Annotated in this window: 26 protein-coding genes and 1 pseudogene; 10 read left to right on the forward strand and 17 right to left on the reverse strand. The window is 67.7% G+C overall.

All coding sequences use genetic code 11. The features are described 5' to 3' along the window. Positions 1 to 198: 198 nt before the first annotated feature. The 10 genes from ligA to GAA2_RS16220 form a co-directional block, all read right to left on the reverse strand. Positions 199 to 2289 carry an NAD-dependent DNA ligase LigA gene (gene ligA, locus GAA2_RS16175; RefSeq protein WP_024500535.1) on the reverse strand — a complete coding sequence of 697 codons (2091 nt, stop codon included), beginning with the start codon at positions 2287 to 2289 and terminating at the stop codon, positions 199 to 201. Positions 2290 to 2418: 129 nt separating this feature from the next. Further along, positions 2419 to 2817 carry an MmcQ/YjbR family DNA-binding protein gene (locus tag GAA2_RS16180; protein ID WP_024500536.1) on the reverse strand — a complete coding sequence of 133 codons (399 nt, stop codon included), beginning with the start codon at positions 2815 to 2817 and terminating at the stop codon, positions 2419 to 2421. A 49-nt stretch (positions 2818 to 2866) separates the two neighbouring features. Then, complete coding sequence (locus GAA2_RS16185) at positions 2867 to 3883, reverse strand: vitamin-B12 independent methionine synthase (protein ID WP_024500537.1); 1017 nt, start codon at positions 3881 to 3883, stop codon at positions 2867 to 2869. Then, a complete protein-coding gene (gene mnmA, locus GAA2_RS16190) occupies positions 3880 to 4998 on the reverse strand; it encodes a tRNA 2-thiouridine(34) synthase MnmA (RefSeq protein ID WP_024500538.1) in 1119 nt (372 codons plus the stop codon). Before mnmA ends, GAA2_RS16185 begins: the two co-directional genes overlap by 4 nt. Next, positions 4998 to 6218 (reverse strand): cysteine desulfurase family protein, encoded by a 1221-nt coding sequence (locus tag GAA2_RS16195; protein ID WP_051349694.1) that lies wholly within the window; start codon positions 6216 to 6218, stop codon positions 4998 to 5000. The genes mnmA and GAA2_RS16195 overlap by 1 nt, the downstream gene beginning before the upstream one ends. Positions 6219 to 6276: 58 nt before the next feature. Next, positions 6277 to 6756 carry a DUF4334 domain-containing protein gene (locus tag GAA2_RS16200; protein ID WP_024500540.1) on the reverse strand — a complete coding sequence of 160 codons (480 nt, stop codon included), beginning with the start codon at positions 6754 to 6756 and terminating at the stop codon, positions 6277 to 6279. Between the two features lie 62 nt (positions 6757 to 6818). Next, complete coding sequence (locus tag GAA2_RS16205; protein ID WP_024500541.1) at positions 6819 to 7682, reverse strand: lysophospholipid acyltransferase family protein; 864 nt, start codon at positions 7680 to 7682, stop codon at positions 6819 to 6821. Then, entirely contained in the window at positions 7679 to 8611 is a 933-nt protein-coding gene (locus tag GAA2_RS16210) for a GNAT family N-acetyltransferase (protein WP_096274975.1), read from the reverse strand. The genes GAA2_RS16205 and GAA2_RS16210 overlap by 4 nt, the downstream gene beginning before the upstream one ends. 86 nt (positions 8612 to 8697) lie before the next feature. Next, the gene (locus GAA2_RS16215) at positions 8698 to 9654 is read right to left on the reverse strand and encodes an electron transfer flavoprotein subunit alpha/FixB family protein (RefSeq protein ID WP_006438818.1); all 957 of its coding nucleotides are present in this window, start codon (positions 9652 to 9654) and stop codon (positions 8698 to 8700) included. Positions 9655 to 9706: 52 nt separating this feature from the next. After that, positions 9707 to 10492 carry an electron transfer flavoprotein subunit beta/FixA family protein gene (locus GAA2_RS16220; protein WP_024500543.1) on the reverse strand — a complete coding sequence of 262 codons (786 nt, stop codon included), beginning with the start codon at positions 10490 to 10492 and terminating at the stop codon, positions 9707 to 9709. Between the two features lie 231 nt (positions 10493 to 10723). On the opposite strand from GAA2_RS16220, the gene GAA2_RS16225 reads away from it, so the two are divergent. The 8 genes and pseudogenes from GAA2_RS16225 to GAA2_RS16260 all read left to right on the forward strand — a co-directional run bounded on the left by GAA2_RS16225 (position 10724) and on the right by GAA2_RS16260 (position 18389). Beyond that, positions 10724 to 11542 carry a class I SAM-dependent methyltransferase gene (locus GAA2_RS16225; RefSeq protein ID WP_024500544.1) on the forward strand — a complete coding sequence of 273 codons (819 nt, stop codon included), beginning with the start codon at positions 10724 to 10726 and terminating at the stop codon, positions 11540 to 11542. A gap of 3 nt (positions 11543 to 11545) precedes the next feature. Further along, positions 11546 to 13105, forward strand: coding sequence for a glycoside hydrolase family 57 protein (locus GAA2_RS16230; protein WP_024500545.1), 1560 nt, complete (start codon positions 11546 to 11548; stop codon positions 13103 to 13105). Further along, a complete protein-coding gene (locus tag GAA2_RS16235) occupies positions 13105 to 14388 on the forward strand; it encodes a glycosyltransferase family 4 protein (RefSeq protein ID WP_024500546.1) in 1284 nt (427 codons plus the stop codon). The genes GAA2_RS16230 and GAA2_RS16235 overlap by 1 nt, the downstream gene beginning before the upstream one ends. Positions 14389 to 14533: 145 nt before the next feature. Next, complete coding sequence (locus tag GAA2_RS16240; RefSeq protein WP_024500547.1) at positions 14534 to 15055, forward strand: alternate-type signal peptide domain-containing protein; 522 nt, start codon at positions 14534 to 14536, stop codon at positions 15053 to 15055. 11 nt (positions 15056 to 15066) lie between these two features. Continuing rightward, on the forward strand, positions 15067 to 15639 hold the full coding sequence (locus GAA2_RS16245) for a hypothetical protein (RefSeq protein WP_024500548.1): 573 nt from the start codon (positions 15067 to 15069) through the stop codon (positions 15637 to 15639). 170 nt (positions 15640 to 15809) lie between these two features. Beyond that, positions 15810 to 16157: pseudogene (locus tag GAA2_RS23240) on the forward strand (signal peptidase I); the annotation flags it as partial. 142 nt (positions 16158 to 16299) lie between these two features. Further along, a complete protein-coding gene (locus tag GAA2_RS16255) occupies positions 16300 to 16857 on the forward strand; it encodes a hypothetical protein (protein WP_024500550.1) in 558 nt (185 codons plus the stop codon). Further along, positions 16857 to 18389, forward strand: a complete 1533-nt coding sequence (locus GAA2_RS16260) for a S24/S26 family peptidase (protein ID WP_024500551.1) — start codon at positions 16857 to 16859, stop codon at positions 18387 to 18389. Before GAA2_RS16255 ends, GAA2_RS16260 begins: the two co-directional genes overlap by 1 nt. 13 nt (positions 18390 to 18402) lie before the next feature. On the opposite strand, the gene GAA2_RS16265 is transcribed toward GAA2_RS16260, so the two are convergent. Beyond that, a complete protein-coding gene (locus tag GAA2_RS16265; RefSeq protein ID WP_159405388.1) occupies positions 18403 to 19170 on the reverse strand; it encodes an acyltransferase in 768 nt (255 codons plus the stop codon). 90 nt (positions 19171 to 19260) lie between these two features. On the opposite strand from GAA2_RS16265, the gene GAA2_RS16270 reads away from it, so the two are divergent. Next, positions 19261 to 20598 carry a PQQ-binding-like beta-propeller repeat protein gene (locus tag GAA2_RS16270; protein WP_159405387.1) on the forward strand — a complete coding sequence of 446 codons (1338 nt, stop codon included), beginning with the start codon at positions 19261 to 19263 and terminating at the stop codon, positions 20596 to 20598. Between the two features lie 72 nt (positions 20599 to 20670). On the opposite strand, the gene GAA2_RS16275 is transcribed toward GAA2_RS16270, so the two are convergent. The 4 genes from GAA2_RS16275 to GAA2_RS16290 form a co-directional block, all read right to left on the reverse strand. Then, positions 20671 to 21870, reverse strand: coding sequence for a THUMP-like domain-containing protein (locus GAA2_RS16275; RefSeq protein ID WP_159405386.1), 1200 nt, complete (start codon positions 21868 to 21870; stop codon positions 20671 to 20673). A gap of 55 nt (positions 21871 to 21925) precedes the next feature. Continuing rightward, on the reverse strand, positions 21926 to 22183 hold the full coding sequence (locus GAA2_RS16280; protein ID WP_006436043.1) for a hypothetical protein: 258 nt from the start codon (positions 22181 to 22183) through the stop codon (positions 21926 to 21928). A 79-nt stretch (positions 22184 to 22262) separates the two neighbouring features. Beyond that, entirely contained in the window at positions 22263 to 23237 is a 975-nt protein-coding gene (locus GAA2_RS16285; RefSeq protein ID WP_040004688.1) for a class I SAM-dependent methyltransferase, read from the reverse strand. Between the two features lie 134 nt (positions 23238 to 23371). Then, positions 23372 to 24160, reverse strand: coding sequence for an enoyl-CoA hydratase-related protein (locus tag GAA2_RS16290; RefSeq protein ID WP_006436041.1), 789 nt, complete (start codon positions 24158 to 24160; stop codon positions 23372 to 23374). An 86-nt stretch (positions 24161 to 24246) separates the two neighbouring features. On the opposite strand from GAA2_RS16290, the gene ligD reads away from it, so the two are divergent. Beyond that, the gene (ligD, locus tag GAA2_RS16295; RefSeq protein WP_159405385.1) at positions 24247 to 25233 is read left to right on the forward strand and encodes a non-homologous end-joining DNA ligase; all 987 of its coding nucleotides are present in this window, start codon (positions 24247 to 24249) and stop codon (positions 25231 to 25233) included. Between the two features lie 4 nt (positions 25234 to 25237). Here ligD and GAA2_RS16300 read toward each other — a convergent pair whose 3' ends face one another. Both GAA2_RS16300 and GAA2_RS16305 read right to left on the reverse strand, forming a co-directional pair. Further along, a complete protein-coding gene (locus GAA2_RS16300) occupies positions 25238 to 26062 on the reverse strand; it encodes an NUDIX hydrolase (protein WP_159405384.1) in 825 nt (274 codons plus the stop codon). Beyond that, positions 26059 to 26895 carry an ABC transporter ATP-binding protein gene (locus tag GAA2_RS16305; protein WP_006436038.1) on the reverse strand — a complete coding sequence of 279 codons (837 nt, stop codon included), beginning with the start codon at positions 26893 to 26895 and terminating at the stop codon, positions 26059 to 26061. Before GAA2_RS16305 ends, GAA2_RS16300 begins: the two co-directional genes overlap by 4 nt. Between the last annotated feature and the right edge of the window lie 13 nt (positions 26896 to 26908).

Below are 26908 nucleotides of genomic sequence, written 5' to 3' on the forward strand. Positions count from 1 at the left end.
TGCTCCCTGAGGAGCGTCCGGAGCGGACTGACGAAGCGGAATCCCTGCTCCCTGAGGAGCGACCGGAGCTTGCGGAGGACGCGTCTCGAAGGGTCGACGACGCGATCTCATCAGGCCTTCGAGGCTCGTCGCTTGCGCTCCTCACACCTCAGGCAGCGAAGGGTCGTGCCGCGTTCTTTCGATCCGGCCGCGAGGGGGTCACTCGGGACTGCCGGTCTCCAGGAGACGCTTGAACGCGTCCTCGTCGAGGACCGGCACACCGAGTTGCTCGGCCTTGTCGGCCTTGCTCCCCGGCGAGTCACCCACGACCACGTAGTCGGTCTTCTTCGACACCGATCCCGATGCCTTGCCGCCACGCTGCAGGATCGCCTCCTTGGCGCCGTCGCGGGAGAAGTCCACCAGCGATCCGGTCACGACGATGGTCTTGCCCTCGAGGGTCCGCGCGATCGAGTCGTCACGCTCGTCCTCCATGGAAACGCCTGCGGCGCGCCACTTCTCCACGATCTCCCGATGCCAGTCGATGGTGAACCAGTCGTGGATCGACTGCGCGAGAGTCATGCCGAGGCCCTCGACGTCGGCGAGCTGTTCGACGTCGGCGGCCTCGATGGCCTCCAGTGAGCCGAACTCGGTGGCCAGCGCGCGCGCCGCGGTGGGCCCGACGTGGCGGATCGACAGACCCACCAGCACGCGCCACAACGCCACGTCCTTGGCCTTGTCGAGGTTGGCCAGCAAGCGTTTCCCGTTCGCCGACAACGCGCCCGCCTTGGTGGTGAACAACTCCGTGCGGGCGAGGTCGTCGGCGGAGATGGAGAACAGATCACCCTCGTTGCGGATCACCTTTGCCGACAGCAGCGCGGTGGCTGCCTCGTAACCGAGCGCCTCGATGTCGAACGAACCACGACCGGCGAGATGAAAGAGCCGCTCCCGCAATTGAGCCGGGCAACTCTCCTGATTCGGGCACCGGACGTCGACGTCGGATTCCTTCTCCGGACGCAACGGCGTACCGCATTCCGGACAGCGCTCGGGCATCTCGAACTCGAGCTCGGAACCGTCGCGCAGGTCGACCACCGGCCCGAGCACCTCGGGGATCACATCGCCGGCCTTGCGGATGGTCACGGTGTCGCCGATGAGCACACCCTTGCGCTTGACCTCCGAGCCGTTGTGGAGGGTCGCGCGAGAGACCGTCGAACCCGCGACGAGGACCGGTTCGAGCACCGCGAACGGTGTGACGCGACCGGTGCGCCCGACGCCGACCTGGATGTCGCGCAGCTTGGTCGTGGCCTCTTCCGGCGGGTACTTGTAGGCGATCGCCCACCGCGGTGCGCGCGAGGTGGAACCGAGGCGGCGTTGGACGCCGAAGTCGTCGACCTTGACCACGATGCCGTCGATCTCGTGGTCGACGTCGTGGCGGTGTTCGCCCCAGTAGGAGATCTTGTCGAGGATCTCGGCGGCGGTCGAGGCCTTGGTGGTGTGGGTGGACACCGGAAGTCCCCACGCGCCGAGCGCGAGATAGGCATCATGCAACGACTCCGGCCGCCACCCCTCGGTGTGGCCGATGCCGTGACAGATCATCCGCAGTTTTCGACGAGCGGTGACCTGCGGGTTCTTCTGCCGCAGCGACCCAGCCGCCGAGTTGCGTGGATTGGCGAACGGCGGCTTGCCATCGGCCACCAGGGACGCGTTGAGCGCCTCGAAATCCTCGACACGGAAGAAGACCTCGCCGCGCACCTCGAGGACGTCCGGGATCGGATAGCCGTCGGCGGCCGTCAGTCGGTGCGGGATGTCGTCGATGGTGCGCGCGTTGAGCGAGACGTCCTCACCGGTGCGACCGTCGCCACGGGTGACACCGCGTTCGAGGACTCCGTTGCGGTATACGAGCGCCAGGGCGACACCGTCGATCTTGAGTTCGCAGAGGAACTCGACCTCGGCACCGGCGTCGGAGTTGACCCTCTGGACCCAGGAGGTCATCTCGTCGTAGTCGAAGACGTTGTCCAGCGACATCATCCGCTCGAGATGGTCGACCGGGGAGAACGCGGTGGAGAAACCGCCGCCGACCAGTTTTGTCGGCGAGTCGGGCGTCGCGAGCTCGGGGTGACTGTCCTCGAGGTCCTGCAGGCGTCGTAGGAGAGCATCGAACTCGCCGTCGGAGATGACCGGCGCATCCTTCACGTAGTACCGGAACTGATGCTCGCGGATCTCCTCGGCGAGCTCCGTCCACTGCTCCCGCAGGTCTCCCTCGGGTCCCGACTGTTCGGTCGCCGGCCGCCCCGACTCCGTTGTTTCTGCCACGCACCGAGGGTATCGGAGTACCCGGACAACGAGCCCGGAGCTCACCGGGCAACTGCACCGCCCCTACGGAATGACGTCGCGCGCGACGTCAACACCTCGGGGAGAAGTGGCGAAGCCGCTGCTCTCGGATCACGGAGCGGTCGAGTCGAGCTTCGCCAGCGACCGTTTCGGCGCGACCTGACGGTAGCTGGCGTCGAGGAGTTCGGCGACCTCGTCCCAGTCGGGGTCCCCGTCACCGTCGAGGATCAGGGCCAGCCACCCGTAGGGGCCGTAGTAGGCCGGCACGTAGAACCGCGGATCCTCTTCGAGCGCGGGCTTCTCCGACTCGTCGGGGATGAACAGGACCGAGTGGTCGTAGCGGATCTTGCCACCCTTCAGACCGCCGCCGTAGTTGGCGAACATCTTGCCGCACCGGAACGTCGGGCGACCGTGCGCCACGACCTCGGTGGCGTCGGGAAGCGCGAGCGCGATCTCGCGGACGCGACCCAGGATCGGGTCGGCGTCGTCGAACATGATCGGATGCGGCATGCCCGCAGGATAGTTCCGGCCGCCCGGGTTCCGCAGTCGTTCCGGGTCGTCAGAGGGCGGTCGGGTCGCCGGCGAGCAGCTGACCCGCTTCGGCAACCACCGCGAGAGCCTTGCGCGCCCAGCTCTCCGACGCTCCGGCCATACCGCAGGTCGGTGTGACGATGACGCTCTCCGACAACACTTTCCGGTTGAGGCCGATTCGGTCGGTGAGTGCGGCGAGGCCGGTCGCCACGGTCTCGGCGTTGACCGGCTGTTTCGGCGCGGTGGACGGCACCCGACCGGCAACCAGTACATCCCCGCGATCGATGAGCATCCCGATGCCGTCGAGGTCGGCGTCGCCGGGTGCGGTGACGTCTATCGAATACGCCACGCCCCGAAGGTGTTCGAGGAGATCCCAACGGGGACGGCTGCAGTCGTGGAGCACCACCGGGGCGTCGACGTGATCGATCAGCTCGGTGAGGGCCCGCGCCACCTCGACCGCCGGGATCGCCCGGATCGGGTCGAATCGGGTGAGGGGTGTGACGGTTCCGTCGATGACCCGGCCGATCATCGGTTCGTCGATCTGGACCACGACCTGTGCGCCCAGGCGCCGGGTGACCTCGCCGACGTGTTCGCGGATTCCTTCGGCGGTGGACGCGACGATGTCGCGGACCGCGCCCGGATCCTTCAGCACACGATGACCGTTGGGCAGTTCGACCGACGCCGACGTCGTGAACGGACCGGCGACCTGGACCTTGTAGGCTCGGCCGGTACCGACGAATCCCGCTGTCTCCCACAGCTCCTCGGCGACGTCGAGATCCTCTTTGAGGTAGTCACGCGCTCGCCGGGTCAGTTGCGACTCCCGTTGCGCCAACCGGTATCCCCAGGTCGCGGTGTCCATCGGGAGGTCGACGAGGATCGCGGCCATCCGGCCGATCAGGTCCGAGCCCGCTCCGCGACCGGGGAGTTCGACGAGGTGCGCGAGGTCGAGTTCACCGTTGACGACGGCAGCGGCCGCGCGCGGATCGGTGCCGGGCATCGAGCCCACGCCGGTGCCGATACCGGTGGGCAGATCGGGTGTGGTCACCGAGCCGCGACAGCGGTCGGTCGCGACGTGGTCGACGCGATGCGTCCGCATCCGACGACCTGATCGCCGCGCTCCGCGTCGGGCAGGTACAGCACGGCGGCCTGGCCGCGTGCGACGCCGGTCAGCGGTTCGTGCAGGACGATGTCGATCGCGGGTTCGCCGTCGACGGTGGTCGGCGTCGCGGTCACCGGCGCGAGCCCGCCGTGGGCGCGGACCTGGACCACGGCCTCGAACGGCTCGTCGGGGGTGATGCCCGACGTCCACACCGCGCGGGTGGCGGTGATGCCCCAGACCTGCAGATCCTCCGCGGTGCCGACCGTGACGGTGCCCGAGTCCGGGTCGATCTCGGTGACGTAGCGGGGCTTGCCGTCCGCGGCGGGGGCGTCGATGCCGAGCCCCTTGCGCTGTCCGATGGTGAAACCGTGGACACCCTCGTGGTCGGCGAGGCGCTCACCGGACGAGGCGTCGACGACCGCGCCCGGACGGATCCCGATCTTGGCGCCGAGGAAGGCGCGGGTGTCACCGCTGGGGATGAAGCAGATGTCATGCGAGTCGGGCTTGTCGGCGACCGCGAGACCGCGGCGCGCGGCCTCCGCCCGGATCTCGGCCTTCGGGGTGTCCCCGACCGGGAACAGCGCACGGGAGAGCTGCTCGCGGGTGAGGACGGCGAGCACGTAGGACTGGTCCTTGTCGTCGTCGACGGCCCGGCGCAGCTCACCGTCGACGAGCTGGGCGTAGTGACCGGTGGCCAGCGCGTCGAAGCCGAGGGCGATCGCCTTGTCGGCGAGCGCGGCGAACTTGATCTTCTCGTTGCACGTCAGGCACGGGTTGGGGGTGCGTCCGGCGGCGTAGGCCTCGACGAACTCGTCGATGACGTCGTCCTTGAACCGGTCGGCGAAATCCCAGACGTAGAACGGGATTCCGAGCACGTCCGCGGCACGGCGCGCATCCGAGGCGTCCTCCCGGGAGCAGCAGCCGCGGGAGCCGGTACGCAGTGCTCCCGGTGCGGTCGAGAGAGCGAGGTGGACGCCGACGACCTCGTGTCCGGCGTCGACGGCACGCGCGGCCGCGACCGCCGAGTCGACGCCGCCACTCATCGCTGCGAGTACGCGCATCAGGAGACCTTTCCGCCGGGTGCGGAGACGAGGCCGGCGGCGCGAGCACGATCCACGACCTCGTCGATGACCTGGGCCACCGCGTCGATGTCGGCGTCGGTGGTCGTGTGGGAGAGCGAGAACCGCAGCGACGAGCGGGCGTCGGCCATGTCGAGTCCCATCGCGAGCAACACGTGGCTCGCCTGCGCGACACCCGCGGTGCAGGCGGAACCGGTGGAGCACTCGATGCCCTTGGCGTCGAGCAGCATCAGCAGGGAGTCTCCTTCGCAGCCGGCGAAGGAGACATGCACGTTTCCGGGCAGGCGTGCGTCCACATCGGCCCCGTTGCGCACCGTGCCCTCGACGCCGAGCAGGACGTCGGTGAGCCGCGACGCGAGGGCGCGTACGCGGGTCGTGTTCTCCTCCATGTGCTCGACACACCAGGTCAGCGCAGCGGCCATGCCGGCGGCCCCGGCGACGTCCTGGGTGCCCGACCGCACGTCACGTTCGTGGCCTCCACCGTGCTGTAGCGGGACGCAGGCGACCTCACGACCCAGCAGCAACGCACCGACGCCCTGCGGTCCGCCGAACTTGTGGGCGGCGAGGCTCAGCGCGGACAGTCCGCTGGCGGTGAAGTCGATCGGCAGGTGGCCGACGGCCTGGACGGCGTCGGAGTGCACCGGCACGCCGAACTCGGCGCCGAGCGCCACGATCTCGGCGATGGGCTGAATGGAACCGACCTCGTTGTTGGCCCACATGACCGAGATGAGGGCGGTCTGGTCGGCGTGTGCCTCCAGTTCGGCACGGAGATCGGCGGGTGAGACCACGCCGTCGGCGTCGACCGGCAGCACCACCAGCTCGGCTCCGGCGTCGGCCGCGAGCCACTGCGCGGGGTCGAGGACCGCGTGGTGCTCGACCCCCGACACGATGATGCGGCGACGCTGCTCATCGGCCCGGCGACGGGCCCAGTAGATCCCCTTGACCGCGAGATTGTCAGATTCGGTACCGCCCCCGGTGAAGATGACCTCCGACGGCCGCGCACCGACCGCCGCGGCGATCGCCTCGCGCGCCTCCTCGAGGCGGCGTCGGGCGGTGCGGCCGGATCCGTGCAGGGAGGAGGCGTTACCCGGCGTGCTGAAGACAGCGGTCATCGCCTCGACGGCTTCGGGCAGCATCTGCGTCGAAGCGGCGTGGTCGAGGTAGACGGACGTGCGCGGAGGCACTCGGGTTGGCAGGGGCATCGCTAGCAAGGATAAACGCGCGGCCGACGTCGACAAATTCCGCGACCGCGTGCCTGCCTCAGACGCGTTCGAGATAGAAGTACAGGTGGCGTCCGTCGATGACGCCGCCCTTGCCGTTCATGATGCCCATGACGGTGGTGTCGTCGACGCGCTTGAAGTGATCGATGACCGGCTGGCCGTCGTAAACCATCGACGCGGTGATCTCGCCGCGGAACTCGATCGCCCACAGGCTCGCCTCGCCCTTGCCGAGTGCGACGTTGGAGAACAGCTTGCCGTTCTCGTCGCGACAGACCAGCGGCTGCACATCACTGCGCGAGGTGAAGGTCTTGCCGAACCAATTGGCCTTCCCCAGCACCCCGTTGATGGCGTGGCCGGTGGTGAACTCGCCACCCTTCCACGCCCCCAGCATCTCTTCGGGACGCAGCGTCGCGAGCCCCGCCCAGACGGTGTCGAGGACCGCGTCGTCGACGAGCCCTTCCGCTTCCCGCAGCTCGAAGAACTTGGCGCGGGCCGCTTCCCGGGTCAGGGTGGACGTCATCGTCGGACTCCTTCGACATACGGCGATCTTCTCGGCCGCGTGCGCGGCCGCTCCGAAGGAACCTATATCAGAGAACAGTCGATGTCACTTTCCGCCGAACTCAGGACGCGTTCGCAGCGACGCGCCAACTCGCGACGGTCGGTTCCCGGCGCTTCGGCGGGCTCGAGACGGACGACCACGGTCAGTCCGCGGGCCCGCAGCACTCTCCGGAGGGTGTCCAGGGGAGAGTCGTCGCCGATGAAACTCGGGTCGGTCGCGGCGTGTCCGTCCGGCCCGAGAAACCTCAGACGGACCGGGAGCACCGGCACCGCGGCGTCGATCGCGGCCTGGAAGAACGCCGGACGGAACTCACCGCCGGTGCGGCCGCAGAAGGTGGTCCCCTCCGGGAACACGATCACCGAGGAGTCGGCGGCCAGGCGCGCGCAGACCCCGCCCACCGCCGCCGGGAGTCCGCGCAGCGTTCCACGGTCGACGGCGATCACGCCGAATCTGCGCGCGATCCCCGCGACGACCGGCATGTCGACGACGTCCGATTTCGCCACCACATGCGCCGAGCTCACCAGGGCCAGCGCGAGGACGTCGAGGAACGAGATGTGATTGGCGACGATGAGCCCGGTCGCGCGCGGGTCGCGTCGCCGGTCGTCGACGACGACCCGGATACCGAGCGCGGCGAGCAGCGGGCCCGAGGCCCGCGCCCGAAGCGCTCGCCGTGGCCGATGCCGCAGGCGCGCCACCGCCTCGTCGGCGACGAGCATCCCGACGATCCAGCAGACGACGGCGGCGAGGCGGCACAGTCGCTGACCCACGACCACCGCGTCGACGAGCAGTGCGACACGCCTCGTGCCCCGGGGACCGAGGCAACTGTCTCCGCAGGTGCTGACCGGGAACCACGGGTGCCGCGCCGGTTCCGCCGACAGCGGGATCATCGCGACGGGGCGGCCGAGCCGAGGCGCTGGGCGCTCGATCGCAGGCGTTCGAGGTAGCGCCGGTTGGTACCTTCCCGATCGAGCACCGTGAGGAAGTCCGCGACATCGAAGACGTCGTCGACGGCGGGTTCGCCGCAGATACGGGCACCCATCCGCAGGTATCCGCGCATCAGGGGCGGCATGCCGACGGTGTCCGACGGCGTGATGTCCTCGAGCAACCGCCCGCCGATGCGTGGGGGCGTCAGTGGAGAGACATGCAGGACGGGGTCGGTGTAGTCCTCACGCAGCCGGTCACGGACCGCGCGCAAGACCGACCCGGGCATCCACTCCCCCGGGCTGTGCAGGGGCACCGATACACAACCCATCAGATAGCGGTAGCCGGCCTGATCCATGTACTGCAGCAGGGCCGCCCACATGAGCGCGGTGACCGACCCGTCACGATGCTCGGAGTGGACGCAGGCACGACCCAGTTCGACTGTCTCCGCGAAGATGTCGGCCACGGCTCCGAGGTCGAACTCGGTGGACGAATACCAGCCGCCGGCGGCGATCGCGCGTGGCGGGGCCAGCAGCCGTGCGCATCCGATGACGCCGTGGTCGTCGTGCCGCACGACGAGGTGTTCACAGAACTCGTCGAAACGATCGGCGTCGCGTCCGGTGACGGCGTCGCCGATGCGATCGGAGAACCCGGGCTCGTCGGCGAAGACCCGGTAGCGGAGTTGTTGGACGGCAACGATGTCGGCCGGGTCTTCGGACACGAGCACCCGGACCGGGCCGGCGGTCAACAAGGTGGTCGAGACGGCGGAAGCGGTTGCAGCGGACGAGGCGATGGACTGCAGAGCGTTCATGCCCCGAATGAAAGCCAGCGTCTGCGTCGCCACGGCCACGTCGGCGTGACGTGTCGGGGCGAACCGGGTGAACACGAGACGCACCGGGATTCCGGGTGAACGGAACGCGAACGCACGGTGGCCCCCGACGCGAACGTCGGGGGCCACCGGAGTTCTGCGTGATCAGCAGATCACTTGCGCTTCTTGACCTCTTCGGTCAGCTGCGGTGCGACGTTGAACAGGTCGCCCACGACGCCGTAATCGGCGATCTCGAAGATCGGCGCCTCTTCGTCCTTGTTGACCGCGACGATGGTCTTCGAGGTCTGCATACCGGCCCGGTGCTGGATCGCACCCGAGATACCCAGGGCGACGTAGAGCTGCGGCGACACGGTCTTACCGGTCTGACCGACCTGGAACTGACCCGGGTAGTACCCGGAGTCGACCGCGGCACGCGAAGCACCCACGGCGGCACCGAGGGCGTCGGCGAGCTCCTCGACGACCGAGAACTTCTCGGCGCTACCGACACCGCGACCACCGGAGACCACGATCGAGGCCTCGGTGAGCTCGGGACGATCGCCACCGATGTTCGGCTCGACCTTGGTGATCTTGACGGCGTTCTCGGCCGCAGCCGGGACCTCGACATCGACACGCTCGCCGGCACCGGCCTGCGGAGCGGCCTCCACACCACCCGGGCGGATCGAGATGACCGGGGTGTCGCCCTTGGCCTGCGCCTCGACGGTGAACGCACCACCGAAGATGGAGTGGATGCCCACCCCGCCTTCCTTGACGTCGACGACGTCGGCGAGGACACCCGAGCCGAGACGCACGGCGAGACGGCCGGCGATCTCCTTGCCGTCGGCGGTGGCCGCGACCAGGATCGCTGCCGGAGCAGCACTCTCGGCGATCGAGGACAGCACGTCGACCTGCGGGTTGATCAGGTAGGTGGCCGCGTCGTCGGACTCGGCGACGTAGACCTTCTCAGCGCCGGCTTCCTTGAGGCCGTCGATGATCGCATCGGCCGAGCCGGGCTTGCCGACGACGACAGCCGACGGGGTACCGAGGGCGCGGGCGGCGGTGATGAGCTCGCTGGTGACCTTCTTCAGGGCGCCTTCGGCGTCCTGCTCCACGAGCACGAGTACTTCTGCCATGTTGGTTTTCTCCTGAATGTCTGGGGTTCGCCGGATTGTCTGGTGGGGAAGATCAGATGATCTTCTGACCGACCAGGTACTCGGCGACCTTCGTGCCGCCGTCGCCTTCGTCGGTGACGCGCTCGCCGGCGGTCTTCGGCGGCTTCGGGGTCGAGGAGTTCACGACGCTGCCGGCGTTGGCCAGGCCCACATCGGTCGGCTCGACATCGATCTCGGCCAGCGAGACGACGGTGACTTCCTTCTTCTTCGCGGCCATAATGCCCTTGAAGGACGGGAAGCGGGGCTCGTTGATCTTCTCGTTGACGCTGACGATCGCCGGGAGCTGCGCCTCGACGTGGAAGATGCCCTCGTCGGTCTCACGCTCGCCCTTGAGGGTCTCGCCCTCCAGGGTCAGCTTGCGCAGATGCGTCAGGTGCGGCAGTTCGAGGTACTCGGCGATCATCGCCGGGATCGCGCCGACACGGCCGTCGGTGGCCTCGTTACCGGCGATGACGAGCTCGACACCCTCGACCGTGCCCAGCGCGCGGGCCAGTACATAGGCGGTCTGAACCGCATCCGAACCGTGCAGCAGATCGTCCTTGATGTGGATCGCCTTGTCCGCACCCATCGACAGTGCCTTACGGATGGCGTCGGTGGCCCGGTCGGGACCAGCAGTCAGGATGGTGACCTCACCGCCGTCGGCCTCCTTGATCTTCAGCGCTTCTTCGACGGCGCGCTCGTTGATCTCGTCCAGCACGGCGTCAGCTGCCTCACGGTCCAGGGTGTAGTCGTCGTCGGACAACTTGCGCTCGGACCACGTGTCGGGAACCTGCTTGATCAGTACGACAATGTTTGTCATGGGTCTACGTCGACCTCCTGCGTCGGGTTCGGCAACTTACCGGCGGGTAAGGCCATGGGTCTCCCCCACTTTAGCGTTTCCTATGTTCTCACTAAACACCGACTACCTCACACTATGGAGCGGCACCGGACCTGCGGGTGAGCCCAGCGGCGACGACGGCCGATCGCTTGTTCGGTCATCGGCGCCGGGACGAACCGGGAGGCCGCGACCCCATGCCCTACGCTCGTGCAGATGACTGACGCAGACCTCGGTTCTCCGCCGACCGCCGGGACGACCGGTCTGGAGGCCCTCGACACCGACCGGCAACTGGCACTGACCGGTGAACGGACGGTTCCGGGCATCCCCGCGGAGAACTACTGGTTTCGCCGCCACGAGATCGCGTACCGCCACATCCTGGACCGCTGCACGGGCCGCGAGATCCTCGAGGCGGGCTCGGGCGAGGGTTACGGCGCCGCGATGATGGCCGACGCCGGGGCGTCGTCTGTGGTCTGCGTCGACTACGACACCGCTGCGGTCGAACACACGCGTCGCCGTTACCCCGGACTCGTCGTGCACCAGGGCAATCTGATCGACCTCCCGCTGGCCGACGCATCGGTGGATCTCGTGGTGAACTTCCAGGTGATAGAGCACCTCTGGGACCAGGCCGCGTTCATCGCCGAGTGCCGCCGGGTGCTGCGTCCGGGTGGCGAGCTGCTGATCTCGACCCCCAACCGGATCACCTTCTCCCCCGGTCGCGACACACCGCTCAACCCGTTCCACACCCGTGAGCTGAACGCCGCCGAACTCACCGAACTCATCGTCGAGGGCGGGTTCACCCTCGAGGCGATGCTCGGCGTGCACCACGGCCCCCGCCTGGCCGCACTCGACGACAAGTGGGGCGGATCGCTGATCGACGCCCAGATCGAGCGGGCCCTCGCCGGCCAACCATGGCCCGCCGACCTGGTCGACGACGTCGCCGCCGTCGTCGCGGAGGACTTCGCGGTACTCGACGCGCGCGACTCCGACATCGACGCCTCGCTCGACCTGTTCGTGGTGGCGATCCGGGACTGAGGAATGACCATCAGCACCACAGAGGTTCCGGGACAGTTCACCTTCGTCCTGCACTCACACCTCCCCTGGCTGGCCAATCACGGTCGCTGGCCGGTCGGCGAGGAATGGCTCTACCAGTCGTGGGCGTCGTCGTATCTGCCGTTGTTCGATGTGCTCGAGCGGCTGGCCGCCGACGGCTTCACCGACCAGTTGACCCTCGGCCTCACCCCGGTCCTGGTCGCGCAGCTCGACGACCCGCACTGTGCGTCGTCGATGTACGAGTGGCTCGCCGACTGGCAGCTGCGGGCCATCCAGGCCGCGACGTCGAGCGATACCGACCGCGCCGACGCCGGCCGCCGCGAGTACCTCGCCGCCCAGCGTGCGCTGGACACCTTCGAGACCAAGTGGCGCCACGGGGCCTCGCCGCTGATCCGCCACGTCGCCTCGAGCGGGGTCGCCGAGATCCTCGGCGGACCGCTCGCGCATCCTTTCGCCCCGCTCCTCGATCCTCGCCTACGGATGTTCTTCCTCCGAGAGGGACTTGCGGACGCCCGCGCGCGTTGGGGTTTCGACCCGGTCGGGATCTGGGCCCCCGAGTGCGCCTTCGCTCCGGGCATGGAATTCGAGTACGCCCGCGCCGGCGTCGGGCATTTCATGGTCGACGGCCCGACCCTGCACGGCGACACCGCTCTCGGGCGGCCCGTCGGCGACAGCGGCGTCATCGCCTACGGGCGTGACCTGACCGTGAGTTACCGGGTGTGGTCGCCGAAGTCGGGCTACCCCGGCCATGCCGCCTACCGCGACTTCCACACCTACGACCACGAATCGGGACTCAAGCGGTTCCGCGTCACCGGACGCTCGGTACCCGGCGACGAGAAGAAGCCTTACGACCCCGCGCGCGTCGACGCCGTGATCGACCGCCACGTCGAGGATTTCGTCGGACACGTCCGCGACCGCCTCATCGAGGAATCCGCGCGCATCGGCCGGGACGCACTCGTCGTCGCAGCCTTCGACACCGAACTGTTCGGACACTGGTGGCATGAAGGTCCGGTGTGGCTCGAACGGGTCCTACGCCGTCTTCCGGAGGTCGGGGTGAAGGTCGGAACCCTCGCCGGCGCAACCCGATCCGGACTCGTCGGCGAGCCGGTCGATCTCCCGGCGTCGTCGTGGGGATCGGGCAAGGACTGGCGGGTGTGGAACGGCCCGCAGGTTCAGCATCTCGTCACGCTCAACGCGGAGGTCACCGAGACCGCTCTCGATGCCGTCGCCAAACTCCTCGCCCACGGAGGCGAACGGAGCCGCGTTGCCGATCAGATCGTGCGGGAGGCACTGCTGACGTTGTCCTCGGACTGGCCGTTCATGGTGTCGAAGGACACCGCCGCGCAGTACGCTGTCTCCCGAGCGCACACCCACGCACACGCCACGCGGGAGATCAGCGATGCCGCGATGCGCGGTCGCGACGACGCGGCGGCGACGCTCGCGCAGAACTGGGCGCGGGCCGACAATCTCTTTCCCGGACTCGACGCGCGCCGGTTGCACGCGATCATGACCGCAGATGGGTGTAGTGCCGAGGGGGGCATCTGATGAGAGTGCTGTTCGTGTCGTGGGAGTACCCACCCGTGGTGGTCGGTGGCCTCGGCCGGCATGTGCATCACCTCGCCACCGAGATGGCCGCCGCCGGACACGATGTGGTGGTCCTGACCCGCCGCCCGTCGGGGACCGATGCGGTGAGCCATCCGACGACCGACACCGTCGTCGAGGGTGTACGCGTGATCGCGGTCGCCGAGGATCCGCCGGAGTTCGAGTTCGGGCAGGACATGATGGCCTGGACTCTCGCCATGGGGCACTCGTTCATCCGAGCCGGTCTCAAGATCCTGGCCGGTGAAAGGGCATTCGCGGATTCTTCGACTCGATGGATTCCCGAAGTCGTGCACGCACACGACTGGCTGGTGGCCCACCCGTCGATTGCTCTTGCCGAATTCTTCGACGTGCCATTGGTTTCCACGATCCATGCCACCGAGGCCGGCCGGCACAGCGGCTGGGTCAGCGGCCGGACGAACCGGCAGGTGCACTCGGTCGAGTGGTGGCTCGTCGCCGAATCCGATGCTCTCATCACATGTTCGGCGTCCATGCGCGACGAGGTGAATCGTCTCTTCGGCTACGACGCAGCCGACATCGCGGTGATCCACAACGGGATCGACATCCGCACATGGCCGTTCGCGCCACGAACGCGGACGACCGGTCCCGCGGAACTGCTGTTCGCGGGGCGACTCGAGTACGAGAAGGGCGTGCAGGATCTGCTGGCCGCACTCCCCCGCATCCGGCGCAGCCATCCGGGCACCACGCTGACCATCGCCGGTGACGGTACACAGCGAGACTGGCTGATGGAACAGGCTCGCAAGCACCGGGTGAGCAAGGCGGTACGGTTCATCGGCGCCGTCGACCACGACGAACTGGTGACCCACATGCATCGGTGCGACGCGATCGTGTTGCCGAGTCGGTACGAGCCGTTCGGCATCGTCGCCCTCGAGGCGGCGGCCACCGGTATCCCGCTGATCGTCTCGACCGCCGGCGGTCTGGGTGAAGCGGTGCAGGAACCGGATACCGGCCTCACTTTCGAACCGGCTGACGTGGCAGGTCTTGCCACCGCGGTGCGGGCGACGCTGTCGGATCCGGATGCGGCAGCGCAACGTGCCTTACGTGCGCGGGCCCGGCTCACGGCCGAATTCTCCTGGGCCGAGGTGGCCGAACGCACGGAGTCGGTGCATCTGGCCGCCAAACGGCGAGTGCGTCATCCGGTTGGGCGCCCGGATATTCCGATGCGACCGTTACCGGAACGCGACCCCGGGAAACCGGTCGAGCACTAATTTGCACTTTCCGTAACAAAAGTGTCACCAGTCACAGGAATAACATCCGTTTCAAGTACGGCCCCTTTTTTTATTCGTTAGCGTGACGTTCGTTCCTCATCTCCAAGGTGATGGGGTATGACATTTCCCTCGGAGGGGCACGATCATGAATCGGAAAACCAAAGGCGCAATATCGGTCGGTGCGGGGGCGATCCTACTCCTCGGGGGGATGGGATCGTATGCGTTGTGGAGTGATGAAGAGGACGTGGCCGGCGATGCGATCACCACGGGCGACTTCGGGCTCAACTGTCCCGCAGGCACGTGGACCGATGTTTCCGGGGACGTACCTGTGGTCGCGATCGACACGACCACCGATCTGATGGTGCCGGGCGATACCTGGGAATACAGCGCCAACTGCACCGTGACGGCCACTGGCAAGAACATGAAAGCCGAATTGTCGGTCACCGGGGTCGGCACCGGTTCCACCACCCCGTCGACGACTTATGTGACCACGACGACTCAGGTGGCCGGCGGTACTCCTAATACGCCCGTGGTCGTCACAAACGGTCAGGTTCTCGCGGTGACCGTGACCGTCGCATTCTCGTCGACGACACCAGACACCGAATTCACCAACGGCACGATCAATGTCAGCGGAATGAAGATCGCACTGAATCAGGTGCGGCCCTAACGGCTGATTCGATGTCCGAAGCCCGAAAGCGGCGGGGCGTCCTCTACGCCGCCCTGGCGATCCTGGTGGCCGTACTGCTCTTCGGATCGGTGCGGACCACCGGGGCGCTGTGGGCCGAGCAGGCAGATGTCTCTGACACCGACATCACCACCGGGACAATCGGTTTGGCACCGGGTACCGGCGGCGGTTCGTCGTTCACATTTCCTGCGCTGAACGGCACCAATGTGATTCCGGGCCAGGCCCAGCAGGCCGTCCTGACCATCACCAACGCCGGCTCGACGCCGTTGCGGTTCCGGCTCGCGTCTGCCGGACCGTCGGTGTCGACGCCCGGCGCGACGGTCACGGTGAACCTCTCAGGTGCCCCGGGGGCGAGTTGTCCCGGGACCGGAACTCCGCTGACCGGTGCGTTCACCGCGCAGGACACGTCGAGTCCCGGTACCGGTTTCACCTCGCCGTGGACGCCTCTCGCCAAGAGTGCCTCCACCTCCTGGTGCGTCCGCGCCGAGCTCGTCTCGGTGACCGGAACACAACCGGCGACGTTCACCATCAACTTCAGTTTCGCAGCGGAGCAGACCCGGCCATGAACGAACCCACAGCACCCGCTGTCGACGAGAGTCCTACCGTCAAGTTCGGCCGGGATGAATCTCTCGAAGCCACAGACAGTTCTGCCGAGCAACCGGCCGAGCGACGCAGCGTCCTCCACCACCTCTGGCAGGTTCTGTCCTGGCTGCTGCTCATCGGGGCCGTCGCGATCATGTGCCTGACGATCCTCATCCCGAAGATCGCCGGAGCACAGCCCTATACGGTTCTCACCGGCTCGATGGAGCCGGACTATCCCCCGGGCACGCTCATCGTCGTGAAACCCCGCCCGGCGGATGAGATCGGTGTCGGCGATGTGATCACGTATCAGATCCGTTCGGGTTCACCGGAAGTCATCACGCACCGGGTCATCGAGGTGACACGGGATGACGACGGCGAGCCACGATTCATCACCCAGGGTGATGCCAACGGCGGCGCCGACGAAGACCCGGTCCGCCCCGTCCAGGTGCGTGGCACGCTCTGGTACTCGGCGCCCTACTTCGGTTGGGTCAACAACTGGTTCATCGGGCAGCGTCGCACGGTGCTGATATTCGTACTGGCGGGCACGCTGTTCGTCTACGGCGCATGGCAATTCATCGCCGATCGGCGCGAGCGCCAGGACGAGGAAGAATGCGGCACGCACCATCCGGTCCGGAGACGATTGCATGAATCGTCCGAGGTGGTCACCGGGCACGTCACGCCGAGTGCGTGCGCTGCTGACGTGCGGAGTCCTGCTGACGACCGGCGCTATCGGTACCACGGCACTGTGGTCGACAACTGCAGCGACCACGTCGGGCACATTCACCACCGCGAACCTCGAGATCAAGGCCAACGGTTCGGTCGCACACACTTTCGCGTTCCCCGGAGCCCTCCTTCCCGGGAACACGACCGCCTATGTGGTGAACGTTCAGAACACCGGGTCGGTGCAGTTCCGCTACGACGCCAAGGTCTCCAGTTCCACCGTGTTGGGGCGGGCCATGAGACTGCGCGTGGTCAGCGGCGGCACCGTCAGCGGATCGACCTGTTCGGGCGGTACCCAGATCGCGTCCGATCTCGCGATCACCGCCGGCGCCGTCGCCTTCGCCACGAGCCGTGGTCCCTTGGCCGCCACGACCGGCACCGAGGCGCTCTGCATGCAGCTCACCCTGCCGTCCACGGCAGCCGGATCTCTCGCCGGCACGAGCGGGTCCGTCACCTTCACCTTCGATGCGACGGGCCCGTGATGGACAGCACCGGATCGGAGAACTTCCCGACCGCCGAGTTCGCGGCGCAGCAGCAGCGCCGTCGGGGTGACCGCTTGCTGACCGTCGGCGCGATCCTGGGCGGCATCTGTCTGGCCGCAACAGCTCTCGCGCTGATCCTCGGGGTGCGCCCGGTGATCTTCGAGACCGGTTCGATGGCGCCCACGATTCCCACCGGATCACTGGGACTCAGCCGCACGGTGCCCGCCACGTCGGTGCATCCGGGCGACGTGGTCAGTGTCATCCGCGACGATGGCGTCCGGGTGACCCACCGCGTCACCGCAACCGGCGAGCCAGTCGGCAACTCCGTCTCGCTGACCTTGCGCGGCGATGCGAACAGCGCCCCCGACCCGCAGACGTACGTGATCACCGAGGTACAGCGGATCGTCGGCACCACGCCGATTCTCGGCTATGTGGCGGCCTGGCTGAAGAATCCGTACACCCTGACACTGCAGGCTGTCGCGGTCGTGTTCCTGCTCGCGGTCGCGTTCGCACCTCGACGGGGATGGCGCAATTCGCCTGCCGGGCAACGAATCGTAGCCGGGACCGCCGCCGCAACCGTTGTCGCACTGAGCGTATCGAACGTCCACGGCACGGGCGAGGCGAGCGCGCTCACCGGTCAGGCCACCGCCACCGGTTCGGTGACCACCGGACGACCGTCGAACCCATCGTTCACCTGTACCAACACGGTTCGGCCGCTCATCTCCGACACGGTCACCCTCAGCTGGCCGAACCCACCGGCGAACGTGACCGCGGGGTACATCTACGAACTCCGGTTCCCGTCCCTCCCCACGATCAATCCCATCTCCGTGCCGGCGACTTCGGGACTAGGGGATCCAGCACACTATGAGTTCTCGTCGACCCTGATCGGAGCACTCCTTGCCCTCCTGGCGGGTGATACCACCGTGACCCTGACCGTCAAGGCCGGGAACTTCCCGTCGGCAGTCAGCCTCAGTCACCAGATCGGCGCTGATCTGGGGCTCCCCGTCGGTATCGAATGCAAACCCCCGGGCACCGTCACCGCACCTGCGGGCGCGGTGGCATTCCTCGCCGCACCGGAGGCGTCGGTAGCCGAAGAGACGACCTCGACAACGGCCGATGAGTCGCCCGTCCCGAGCGTCACCGAGGACTCCGCCGACCCGACGGCCAGTTCCTCGACCGTCTCCGAGCTGCCGGCCGGCGGGACCCTCAGCGGCTCCGGAGAGTTCGCTTTCTACTACGACGACACCGAGGTGACGATCCGGGACGTGGAGACCACCGATGTCGAGTACCGGGCGCAGTTCTCGTCCGACAGCCTGGTCCGCTGGCTTCCCGACACGTCGACGCTGGAGATCAGCGAACCCGATGGCACGGTCACGCTCGTCGACCGGAGCGGCTCGCGATGGACGGAGACCGTCGACGAGCCCGACGCGACCGAGACGACGACCCCGGCCGGCGAACTCGGGTCGGCAGAGACCACGTCGGCAACGATTGCGTCCCCGGTGCCCGCGGCAGTCGAGCCGACCGAACCGTGACGTGCCGACAGATCTACTTGTCGGCTTTCTGCGCGGCAGCCTTCTCCGCCGCCGCCTTCTTGCGTTCGATGTCGGCCAGGGCGCGTTCGAGTTCGGCACGCTGCTCGGCGTTCTTCGCCCAGTCGTCCATGCGGTTCTTGACCACGCGGGCCGGGGCCCCGACCGCGATCGAGTAGTCGGGGATCACCCCCTTGACCACCGCGTGCGAACCGAGGACACAGCCTCGGCCGACGATGGTGTTCCGCAGCACCGACACCTTGGCGGCGACCCAGGTGTCCGGCCCGATCCGAACCGGACCCTTGACGATGCCCTGGTCCTTGATGGGCAGCGTGATGTCGTCCATCTTGTGGTCGAAGTCGCAGATGTAGCACCAGTCGGCGATGAGCGTCGAACCGCCGATCTCGAGGTCGAGGTAGGAGTTCACGACGTTGTTGCAGCCGAAGACGGTCTTGTCGCCGATCTTGAGGCTGCCCTCGTGGCAGCGGATCGAGTTGCCGTCGCCGATGTGCACCCAGCGCCCGATCTCCATCCGGGCGAGCTCGGGCGTGCAGTGGATTTCCACGTTGCGCCCGAGGAAGACCATGCCCCGCAGTACGACATGCGGGTTGGCCAGGCGGAACTTCGCGAGGCGGTAGTAGCGGACCAGGTACCACGGCGTGTACGCCCGGTTGCGTTTCACCCAGCGCAGCGAATCGAGAGTGAGGAATCGTGCCTGCTCCGGATCGCGGCGACGGCCCGCGCGGCGCCGGGACCGGTAGGAGGCGTTCCACATGGTGGTCATGGGACAAACCCTAAACGACCCGTTTTTCGCACACGATAGGCTCACTGCTGGCACGTGCAGTGCCCGTGAGGACCGACGATGAGGAGCGCGATGGCCTTGGCACGACCGCAGGTGTCCCGACACCGCAGATCCGCGGTGACCCGCCTGTTCGTCGCCGTCACCGCCGCGTGCTCGCTGGTGCTCGCCGGCTGCTCCGACGGACACATCGACGTCCGATCGATCCCGAGCGTCGGCTGGCCCAGCTACGGCGGCGCCGCCGGCAATGCGAACTTCGCCTACGCCGACGTCCCCGACGACCTCGCCCTGAGTTGGACGCGTCCCACCGGCGGACCGGTCACCGCGCCCGTCACCATCTCGGGCAAGGGCAATGTCGGCGTCACGTCGAATGCCGCCCAGGGCTGCAACGTGCTGGTGCTCGACGGCCGGTCGGGCCGCAAGAACTTCTGCAAGGACATGCGCGCAGGGGTCGAGATCAACGCGATGCTCGTCGACCAGTACGACCAGCCGTACCTCGGCGAGGAGACCACTTTCCTGGCGTTCAACGCCGGTGGCGCGATCCGCTGGCGTGCCGGCGTGATCGGCGTCCCGCTGTCGGCGAAGTTCGCCGCGCCGAATGAAGTGCTGGTGACCACGACCCAGGGCCAGATCCTGCTGATCGACACCCAGCGCAACGAACTCGTCGCCCCCGAGGTGAAGCTGCGCGACGACGCCGATCCGGAGCAGCCGCTGCTCGGCTTCGGCGACTGTGTGCGCAACGGACCGCAGTGCGCGATTCCCGCGCCCGCCGCCGTCGACACCGGCCGAGAACGCTTCTACCTCAACTTCTTTCCCGAGGGCGCCGCGTCGTCGCAGATCCGGTCGATGAAGTACAACAAGGTGGGCGGCAAGCGCGAGGTGCGGACCGCCTGGACGGCCGATGTCCCGAGCGGAGTCGTCGGTACGCCGACCCTGTCCGCCGACGGCTCGACCCTCTATGCGTTCTCGCGCGACGGCAAGATCGTCGCGCTGAACACCGAGGACGGGTCGACCAAGTGGACGCAGGACATCGGCGGTCACGGCTTCGCGACGATGACCGTGTCACCCGACGGCCTGATCATCCCCACCGGTTCGCTCGGCGCCCCGCTCACCCTTTACCGCGACGCCGGTGACCGTGCCGAACGCCTCTGGCAGCGCACCGATCTCGCCACGGTGAGCCTGTCGGCGCTCACCCAGCAGAAGACCGCGTGGACCGTTGTCCGCGACGCCGGCAAGGACACGCTGTCGCTGGTGGAGGTCTCCACCGCGGACGGTACGACCAAACGGTCTCTGCCGCTACCGAACTCCGCGGGCTTCGCGACCGGTGTCTCGATCTCCTACTCGGGTCAGATCGCCACCGCGACCAATCTCGGTGAGGTGTACTTCTTCGACAGCAAGGCGAACCTGGGATAAGCGTCCGAACAAGAATGCGGGCTGAGTGCCGGAAACCGACACTCAGCCCGCATTCTGTTTGTGCGTGGTCGCTCAGAAGCGCACCCCCGGTTCGCAGATGAACGCGGTCCCCTTGCGTCCGATCCGGGTGAGCACCACCGACAGTGGGCGATCGCCCTTGGGTTTGAGCTTCTTGCGGAGCTGGTCCGGGTCGACGTCCAACCCGCGGACAAGGATCTCGAGCGGTCCGCAATCATGGACGGCCAGAGCCTTGCGAAGGATCTTCTCGGTCACCCCGACCTGTTCGATCACTCGGAAGCCACGTGCCCCGGCCGGCACCGAACCGCCGGTCAGATAGGCGATCTGCGGGTCGAGCTGCCAGAGACCGAAACGGTGCGCGTAATGCTTGACGAGTCCGGCGCGCACGATGGCGCCGTCCGGATCGACGATCCACTCCCCCGCCTCGCCGGCCGGCACCTCGTCGTCCTCGTGGTCGGTGATCTCGAACTGCGACACCGACCCGTCGGGTCGCGTGCGCAGCACGGTTGCCCGGCGTCGGGTCTCGATCCCCGGCCCCGACCACAGGCAGGCTTCCCGGACGCCGCCGTCGAGCGAGGTCACCTGGACCTCACCGTCGAAACCGAACCTGTTGCGCAGCATCTGATGATCCAGTCCGGGAGCACATTTCACGATGAGCACGCGACCGGCATAGGTGGCGAGCAGTTCGAGGAGCGGCGGGGTCAGCTGGTCGAGCCGGAAGATCCGGCCGGCGTCGGAGCGGCGGGCCGGGTCGGCGAGCAGGACGTCGGCACTCGAGGTCGGGGTCAGCGCATCGGCGACCAGGAGCGTCGCGTCGGGTACGTTGTGGCGTGCCATCGCGAGCCGGACCCGGTCGAGGTCGCTGCCGATAGCTCCCGAGATCCCGCTGGCGCGCACCAGTTCTCGGAGCTCGGCCCCGATCGAGCAGGTCATGTCGTGGACGACCGACGCCGGAAAACGGCCGGCGATCTCGGCGGCGCGGTGTTCGGCAACCACCGAGGCGGTCGCCTGTTGCAGTGCGTCGTCGGTGAGCAGCAGCTCGGCGGGATCCCGCAGTTTCGTCGTCGCCCGCCGACGACAGCGCACGGTTTCGATCAACGCGGCGTCGTGCGGTGCATACCGGCTGCGGACCTCGGTGATGTCGGACAGCATCGACGACGACGTGAGCGCGAGACCCGACACCGTTTCCAGCGCCTTCTCGCCGTGCCGCGACCGCAGGAAGCCGACGTCGTCGAGACTGAAGGAATAGCCCATGATCCTTGCAGGCTACCGTCGCCCGCACGGGTTCCCGCGCCGAGGTTCGTCGGCGCTACCCGCGCACTTCGGAGATCGCCAGCACCACCGTCTTGCCGTCATCGGTACCCAGCGACTCGTCGCCGGGATCCTGGTCGACCAGCGTGAAGTGTTTGACGTTGCCGAGATTCAGGAAGTGGGCCGTGCCCTCGACCTCGAGCGCGATCGGTTCCCGCTTGTCGACGACTTCCCGGAGGAACTTCTTCACCTCCGCCACCGGCTCGGCGAAGAGCAATCGGAGGTCGAACTCGTCGGATGTGAGGAGCGTGGCCATAGCCCATGGTGGCACGCGGCGACCCGATCGGTAGCGAGAATGCGCGCGATGGCCCCACGCTTTCTACATCATGGTCCGGTTACTCCGGCTTGGTGCCGGTGACCACCACGTTGTAGAAGAACTTCGGCGGCACGACCTTGCGCAGGACGTTCTCGTCGAGCCAGGTGAGACGCTTCCAGCCGCCGAAGGCGAACCGCGCCCAGCCCCAGCCGAGCTTCTCCGGCGGGACAGCGGCCTCGAAGGTGCGGACCGGCCAGCCGAGCATCGCCGCGGCCAGTTCTTCGGTGGCGGTGGAGACCTTGGCCGCGCCGGCAGAACGGGCGATGCCGGCCAGCTCGTCGGGATCGAAGGTGTGGATGTCGACGACGGCCTCGAGCGCCGCGGCGCGCGAGGACTCGTCCAGCTCCTCCTGCGGGCGCCGCCAGCTCTTGAGCGGACCGAACTTGGTGACGTTGGTGGTGGCGAACCACGTCGCGCGGCTCATCCAGCGTGCGTAGAAGTCGCCGATCGTCGACGGCTCACCGGCGAACACGAAACGGCCGCCCGGCTTGAGCACCCGGAGCACCTCGCGCAGCGCCTGCTCGACATCCGGGATGTGGTGCAGCACAGCATGTCCGACGACGAGGTCGAAGGTGTTGTCATCGTAGGGGATCTTCTCCGCGTCGGCGACCCGGCCGTCGACGTCGAGGCCCAGATTCTCGGCGTTGCGCAGCGCGACCTTGACCATGCCAGGCGACAGGTCGGTGACCGAACCCTTCTCGGCGACACCGGACTGCATGAGGTTCAGCAGGAAGAAGCCGGTCCCGCAACCGAGTTCCATCGCCCGCCCGTACGGCAGTGGCTCGTCGGCGGCGATGGCGTCGAAACGGCCACGCGCGTAATCGATGCAGCGTTCGTCGAAGCTGATCGACCACTTCTCGTCGTAGGTCTCGGCCTCCCAGTCGTGGTACAGCACCTGGGCGAGTTTGGTGTCCTTCAGTGCGGCCTGCACCTGCTCCTCGGTGGCATGCGGATTCGGCGCCGGATCGATACCCGGAGTGGCGTCGGTGGTCATGATCGCTTCCTTGTCGCGTGGGTCGGTCACTGCTGATGTCGTTGTGGGCCGGTGATCAGCCCCGGTGAGGTTCGCTTCGCTCAGCGCCCCGATGGAGTTCGCTCCGCTCAGCGCCCCGATGGAGTTCGCTCCGCTCAGCGCCCGGTGAACTTCGCCTTACCGGGGCCGTTCTCCACGAACGACTTCATGCCGATGGCACGGTCGTCGGTGGCGAACAGCGCGGCGAAGAGCTGTTCCTCGATCTTGAGGCCGGTGTCGAGGTCGACGCCGAGGCCCTGGTCGACGGCCTTCTTGGCGGCGGCGATGGCAACCGACGCGGCGTCGGTGAACTGTCCCGCCCAGGCGAGGGCGGCGTTGTACACCTCGTCGGGGGCGACGACCTCGTCGACGAGACCGATGGCGAGTGCTTCCTCGGCACCGACGAAACGGCCCGTGAAGATGAGGTCCTTGGCCTTGGCCGGGCCGATGAGCCGCGCGAGACGCTGCGTGCCGCCACCACCGGGGATGAGGCCCAGCAGGACCTCGGGCACACCGAGCTTCGCGTTGTCGCCGGCGATCCGGCGGTCGGCTCCGAGTGCGACTTCGAGGCCGCCGCCCAGTGCGTAACCGGTGATGGCCGCGACCGTCGGCTTCGGGATCGAGGCGATGGCGCCCAGGTCGCGTTGCAGACGACCCGCGACCTTGCTCATCTCGGCGTAGGTGAGGTCGTTCATCTCCTTGATGTCGGCGCCGGCCGCGAGGACCTTGGGGCCGCCGTAGACGACGACGGCCTTGATGTCGTCGCGCAGCGTCGCCTCCTCGGCGGCTGCGGCCAGTTCGGCCTGCACCTGGCGGCTCAACGCGTTCATCGGCGGGCGGGCCAGGAGGATGGTGCCCACGCCGGGATGGTCGTCGGACGTCTCGAGTGTCACGAACTCAGGCATCCTCGAAGGCTACCGTCTGGTAAGTCGGCCCGGTGTCCCAGGCCGGACAACCGCGCTCACGCGCGGTTGCGCCTTACAGTGGGCGCATGGCGAAGGGTGCGGGTTCCGCAGGTGAGCCGATCGAGCTGCAGGTGGGCGACCGAACGGTCCGCCTGTCGAGTCCGGACCGCATCTATTTCACCGAACGCGGCGAGACCAAACGCGACCTCGCGGAGTATTACCTGTCGGTGGGTGACGGCATCGTGCGGGCGCTGCGCGACCGCCCCTGCATGCTGCACCGCTTCCCCAAGGGCGTCAGCGGCAACAAGGTACATCAGAAGCGTGTCCCGGCCGGCGCACCCGACTGGCTGGAGACCACCGAGATCTACTTCCCCCGCTACGGACGGACCGCCGACGAACTGTGCGTGACCGAGCTGGCGTCGGTGATCTGGGCCGTGCAGATGTCGACGGTCGAGTTCCATCCCTGGAACTCGCGCCGCGCCGACCCCGAATCCCCCGACGAGTGGCGCATCGACCTCGATCCGATGCCCGACTGCCCGTTCTCGCGCATCCAGCGGGTGTCACACGTGGTCGCGGAGGTTCTCGACGAACTCGGCATGCGTGGTTTCCCGAAGACGTCGGGCGGGCGCGGTCTCCACATCTACGTGCGGATCGCACCGGAATGGGGCTTTCCGCAAGTCCGGCGCGCCGCCCTCGCTTTCGCCCGCGAGGTGGAACGCCGGGCCCCGAAGGACGTGACGACGAAGTGGTGGCGCAAAGACCGCGACCCGGCCGCCGTCTTCGTGGATTACAACCAGAACACGCGCGACCACACCATGGCCTCGGCCTATTCGGTACGCGGCAACCAGCGCGCGACGGTGTCGACGCCGGTGCGCTGGGACGAGATCGACGACATCGCACCCGACGACTTCACGATCGCCACCGTGCCCGCACGGTTCGCCGAACTCGGCGATCTACACGCCGAGATCGACGACGTCGCCCACCGTCTCGACACGCTGCTCGAATGGGCTGATCGCGAGGACATCGGCGAGGACGAGGACTCCGTCGAGGCAGTCGACCTCGACGAGCGGTGATCCGTCAGAGAGTGATGTCGGGCGGCGTCTGGTCGCCGAGCGTGCGGAAGTACTCGTCGGAGCCCGGGAAACCGAGGCCGGAGAGACCGGCACCCGGGGTGGTGTCGGGAAGTATGCATTCGATGGCCCGCTCGGCGGCCAGCAGTTCGTCGACGGTCGCGAAGCCACTGACGTAGTGCAGCTGCGCCCAGGTCGGCGGCATCAGGAAGTGCTTGCCGTCGGCCCACGAGTCGATCGCGACTCGGGCGTTGACCCAGCGCGCCACCTCGGCCTCGGTGGTCTCGGCATCGGCCTCCTGCCCTTCGGGCATGGCGGCGAGGAAGAAGCGGGTGTCGTAGCGGCGCTTTTCGTTGACCGGGGTGATCCAGTGCGCGAGCGGACTCAGCAGATCGGCGCGCAGGGTGAGGCCCCGCGCGGTGAGGAACTCCGCGAACGACAGCGACTTCTCGACGAGCCGCTGTCGATCCTCGGCGAGTGCTCCCGGATCGGCGAAGACACCGTCGGCGGTGGTCGCGAGCAGGACGCCGCATTCTTCGAAGGTCTCGCGGACGGCCGCACAGACGAGTGCCTGGGCCAGCTCGTCATCGGTGTTGAACCGGTCGGCCCACCACGCCGCGTCCGGACCGGTCCAGGCCACGTGGGCACCGGCGTCACGCTTGTCGACGCCGCCGCCCGGGAAGACGGTCATGCCGCCGGCGAACGCCATCTGCTTCACCCGACGCTGGAGGAACACCTCGATGCCGTCGGCGGAGTTCCGGACCAGGACCACCGTCGCGGCGTCGCGGATCGGTGCGGACACGACCTCGGGTCCCTGATCGGTGGATGTCATCGGTTGCCTCCTGCTCGACGGTGACCGCCCGCGCGGCGACGACGTCGAGCGAAGTACCGTCCGTCGACCTTGTCGAGGATGATCTGCTGCCGGAAGGCGGCCGTCAGGTTCTCGCTGGTCAGCACCTCTTCGAGCAGGCCCTGTGCGACGACGCCGCCCTCGGACAGGATCAGCGCGTGCGTGAACCCCTCCGGGATCTCCTCCACATGATGGGTGATCAGCACGATGGCCGGAGCGTCGGGGTCGGCGGCAAGCGTGGCGAGACGATCGACGAGTTCCTCGCGCCCGCCGAGGTCGAGACCGGCGGCCGGTTCGTCGAGCAGCAGCAGCTCGGGGTCGGTCATGAGCGCACGGGAGATGATCACACGTTTGCGTTCGCCCTCCGACAGGGTGCCGAAGGTGCGTTCGGCGAGATGCTCGGCGCCCATCGACTCCAGCGACTCGACCGCCTGGTCCCGATCCATCTCGTCGTAGGCCTCGCGCCAGCGACCCAGCACGGCGTAACCGGCCGAGATGACGACGTCGCTGACGACCTCGGAGTCGGGCACACGATCGACGAGCGCGGGACTGGCGACGCCGATCCGAGTCGCGAGTTCCCGGATCTCGATCCGGCCGAGCTTCTCGTTCAGCACGAAAGCCGTACCCGACGTCGGGTGGAGCTCCGCACCGGCGAGGCGCAGCAGGGTCGTCTTCCCGGCACCGTTCGGGCCGATGATGACCCAGCGTTCGTCCAGCTCGACCTGCCAGGACAGCGGGCCGACAAGCGTTTTGCCACCGCGGACTATCGCGACGTCGCGGAAGTCGATCAAGAGGTCGGGATCGGATTCGGTCACGCCCCCATCCTGC

It is taken from the genome of Gordonia ajococcus (assembly GCF_012974285.1).
Taxonomy (GTDB): Bacteria; Actinomycetota; Actinomycetes; order Mycobacteriales; family Mycobacteriaceae; genus Gordonia; species Gordonia amicalis.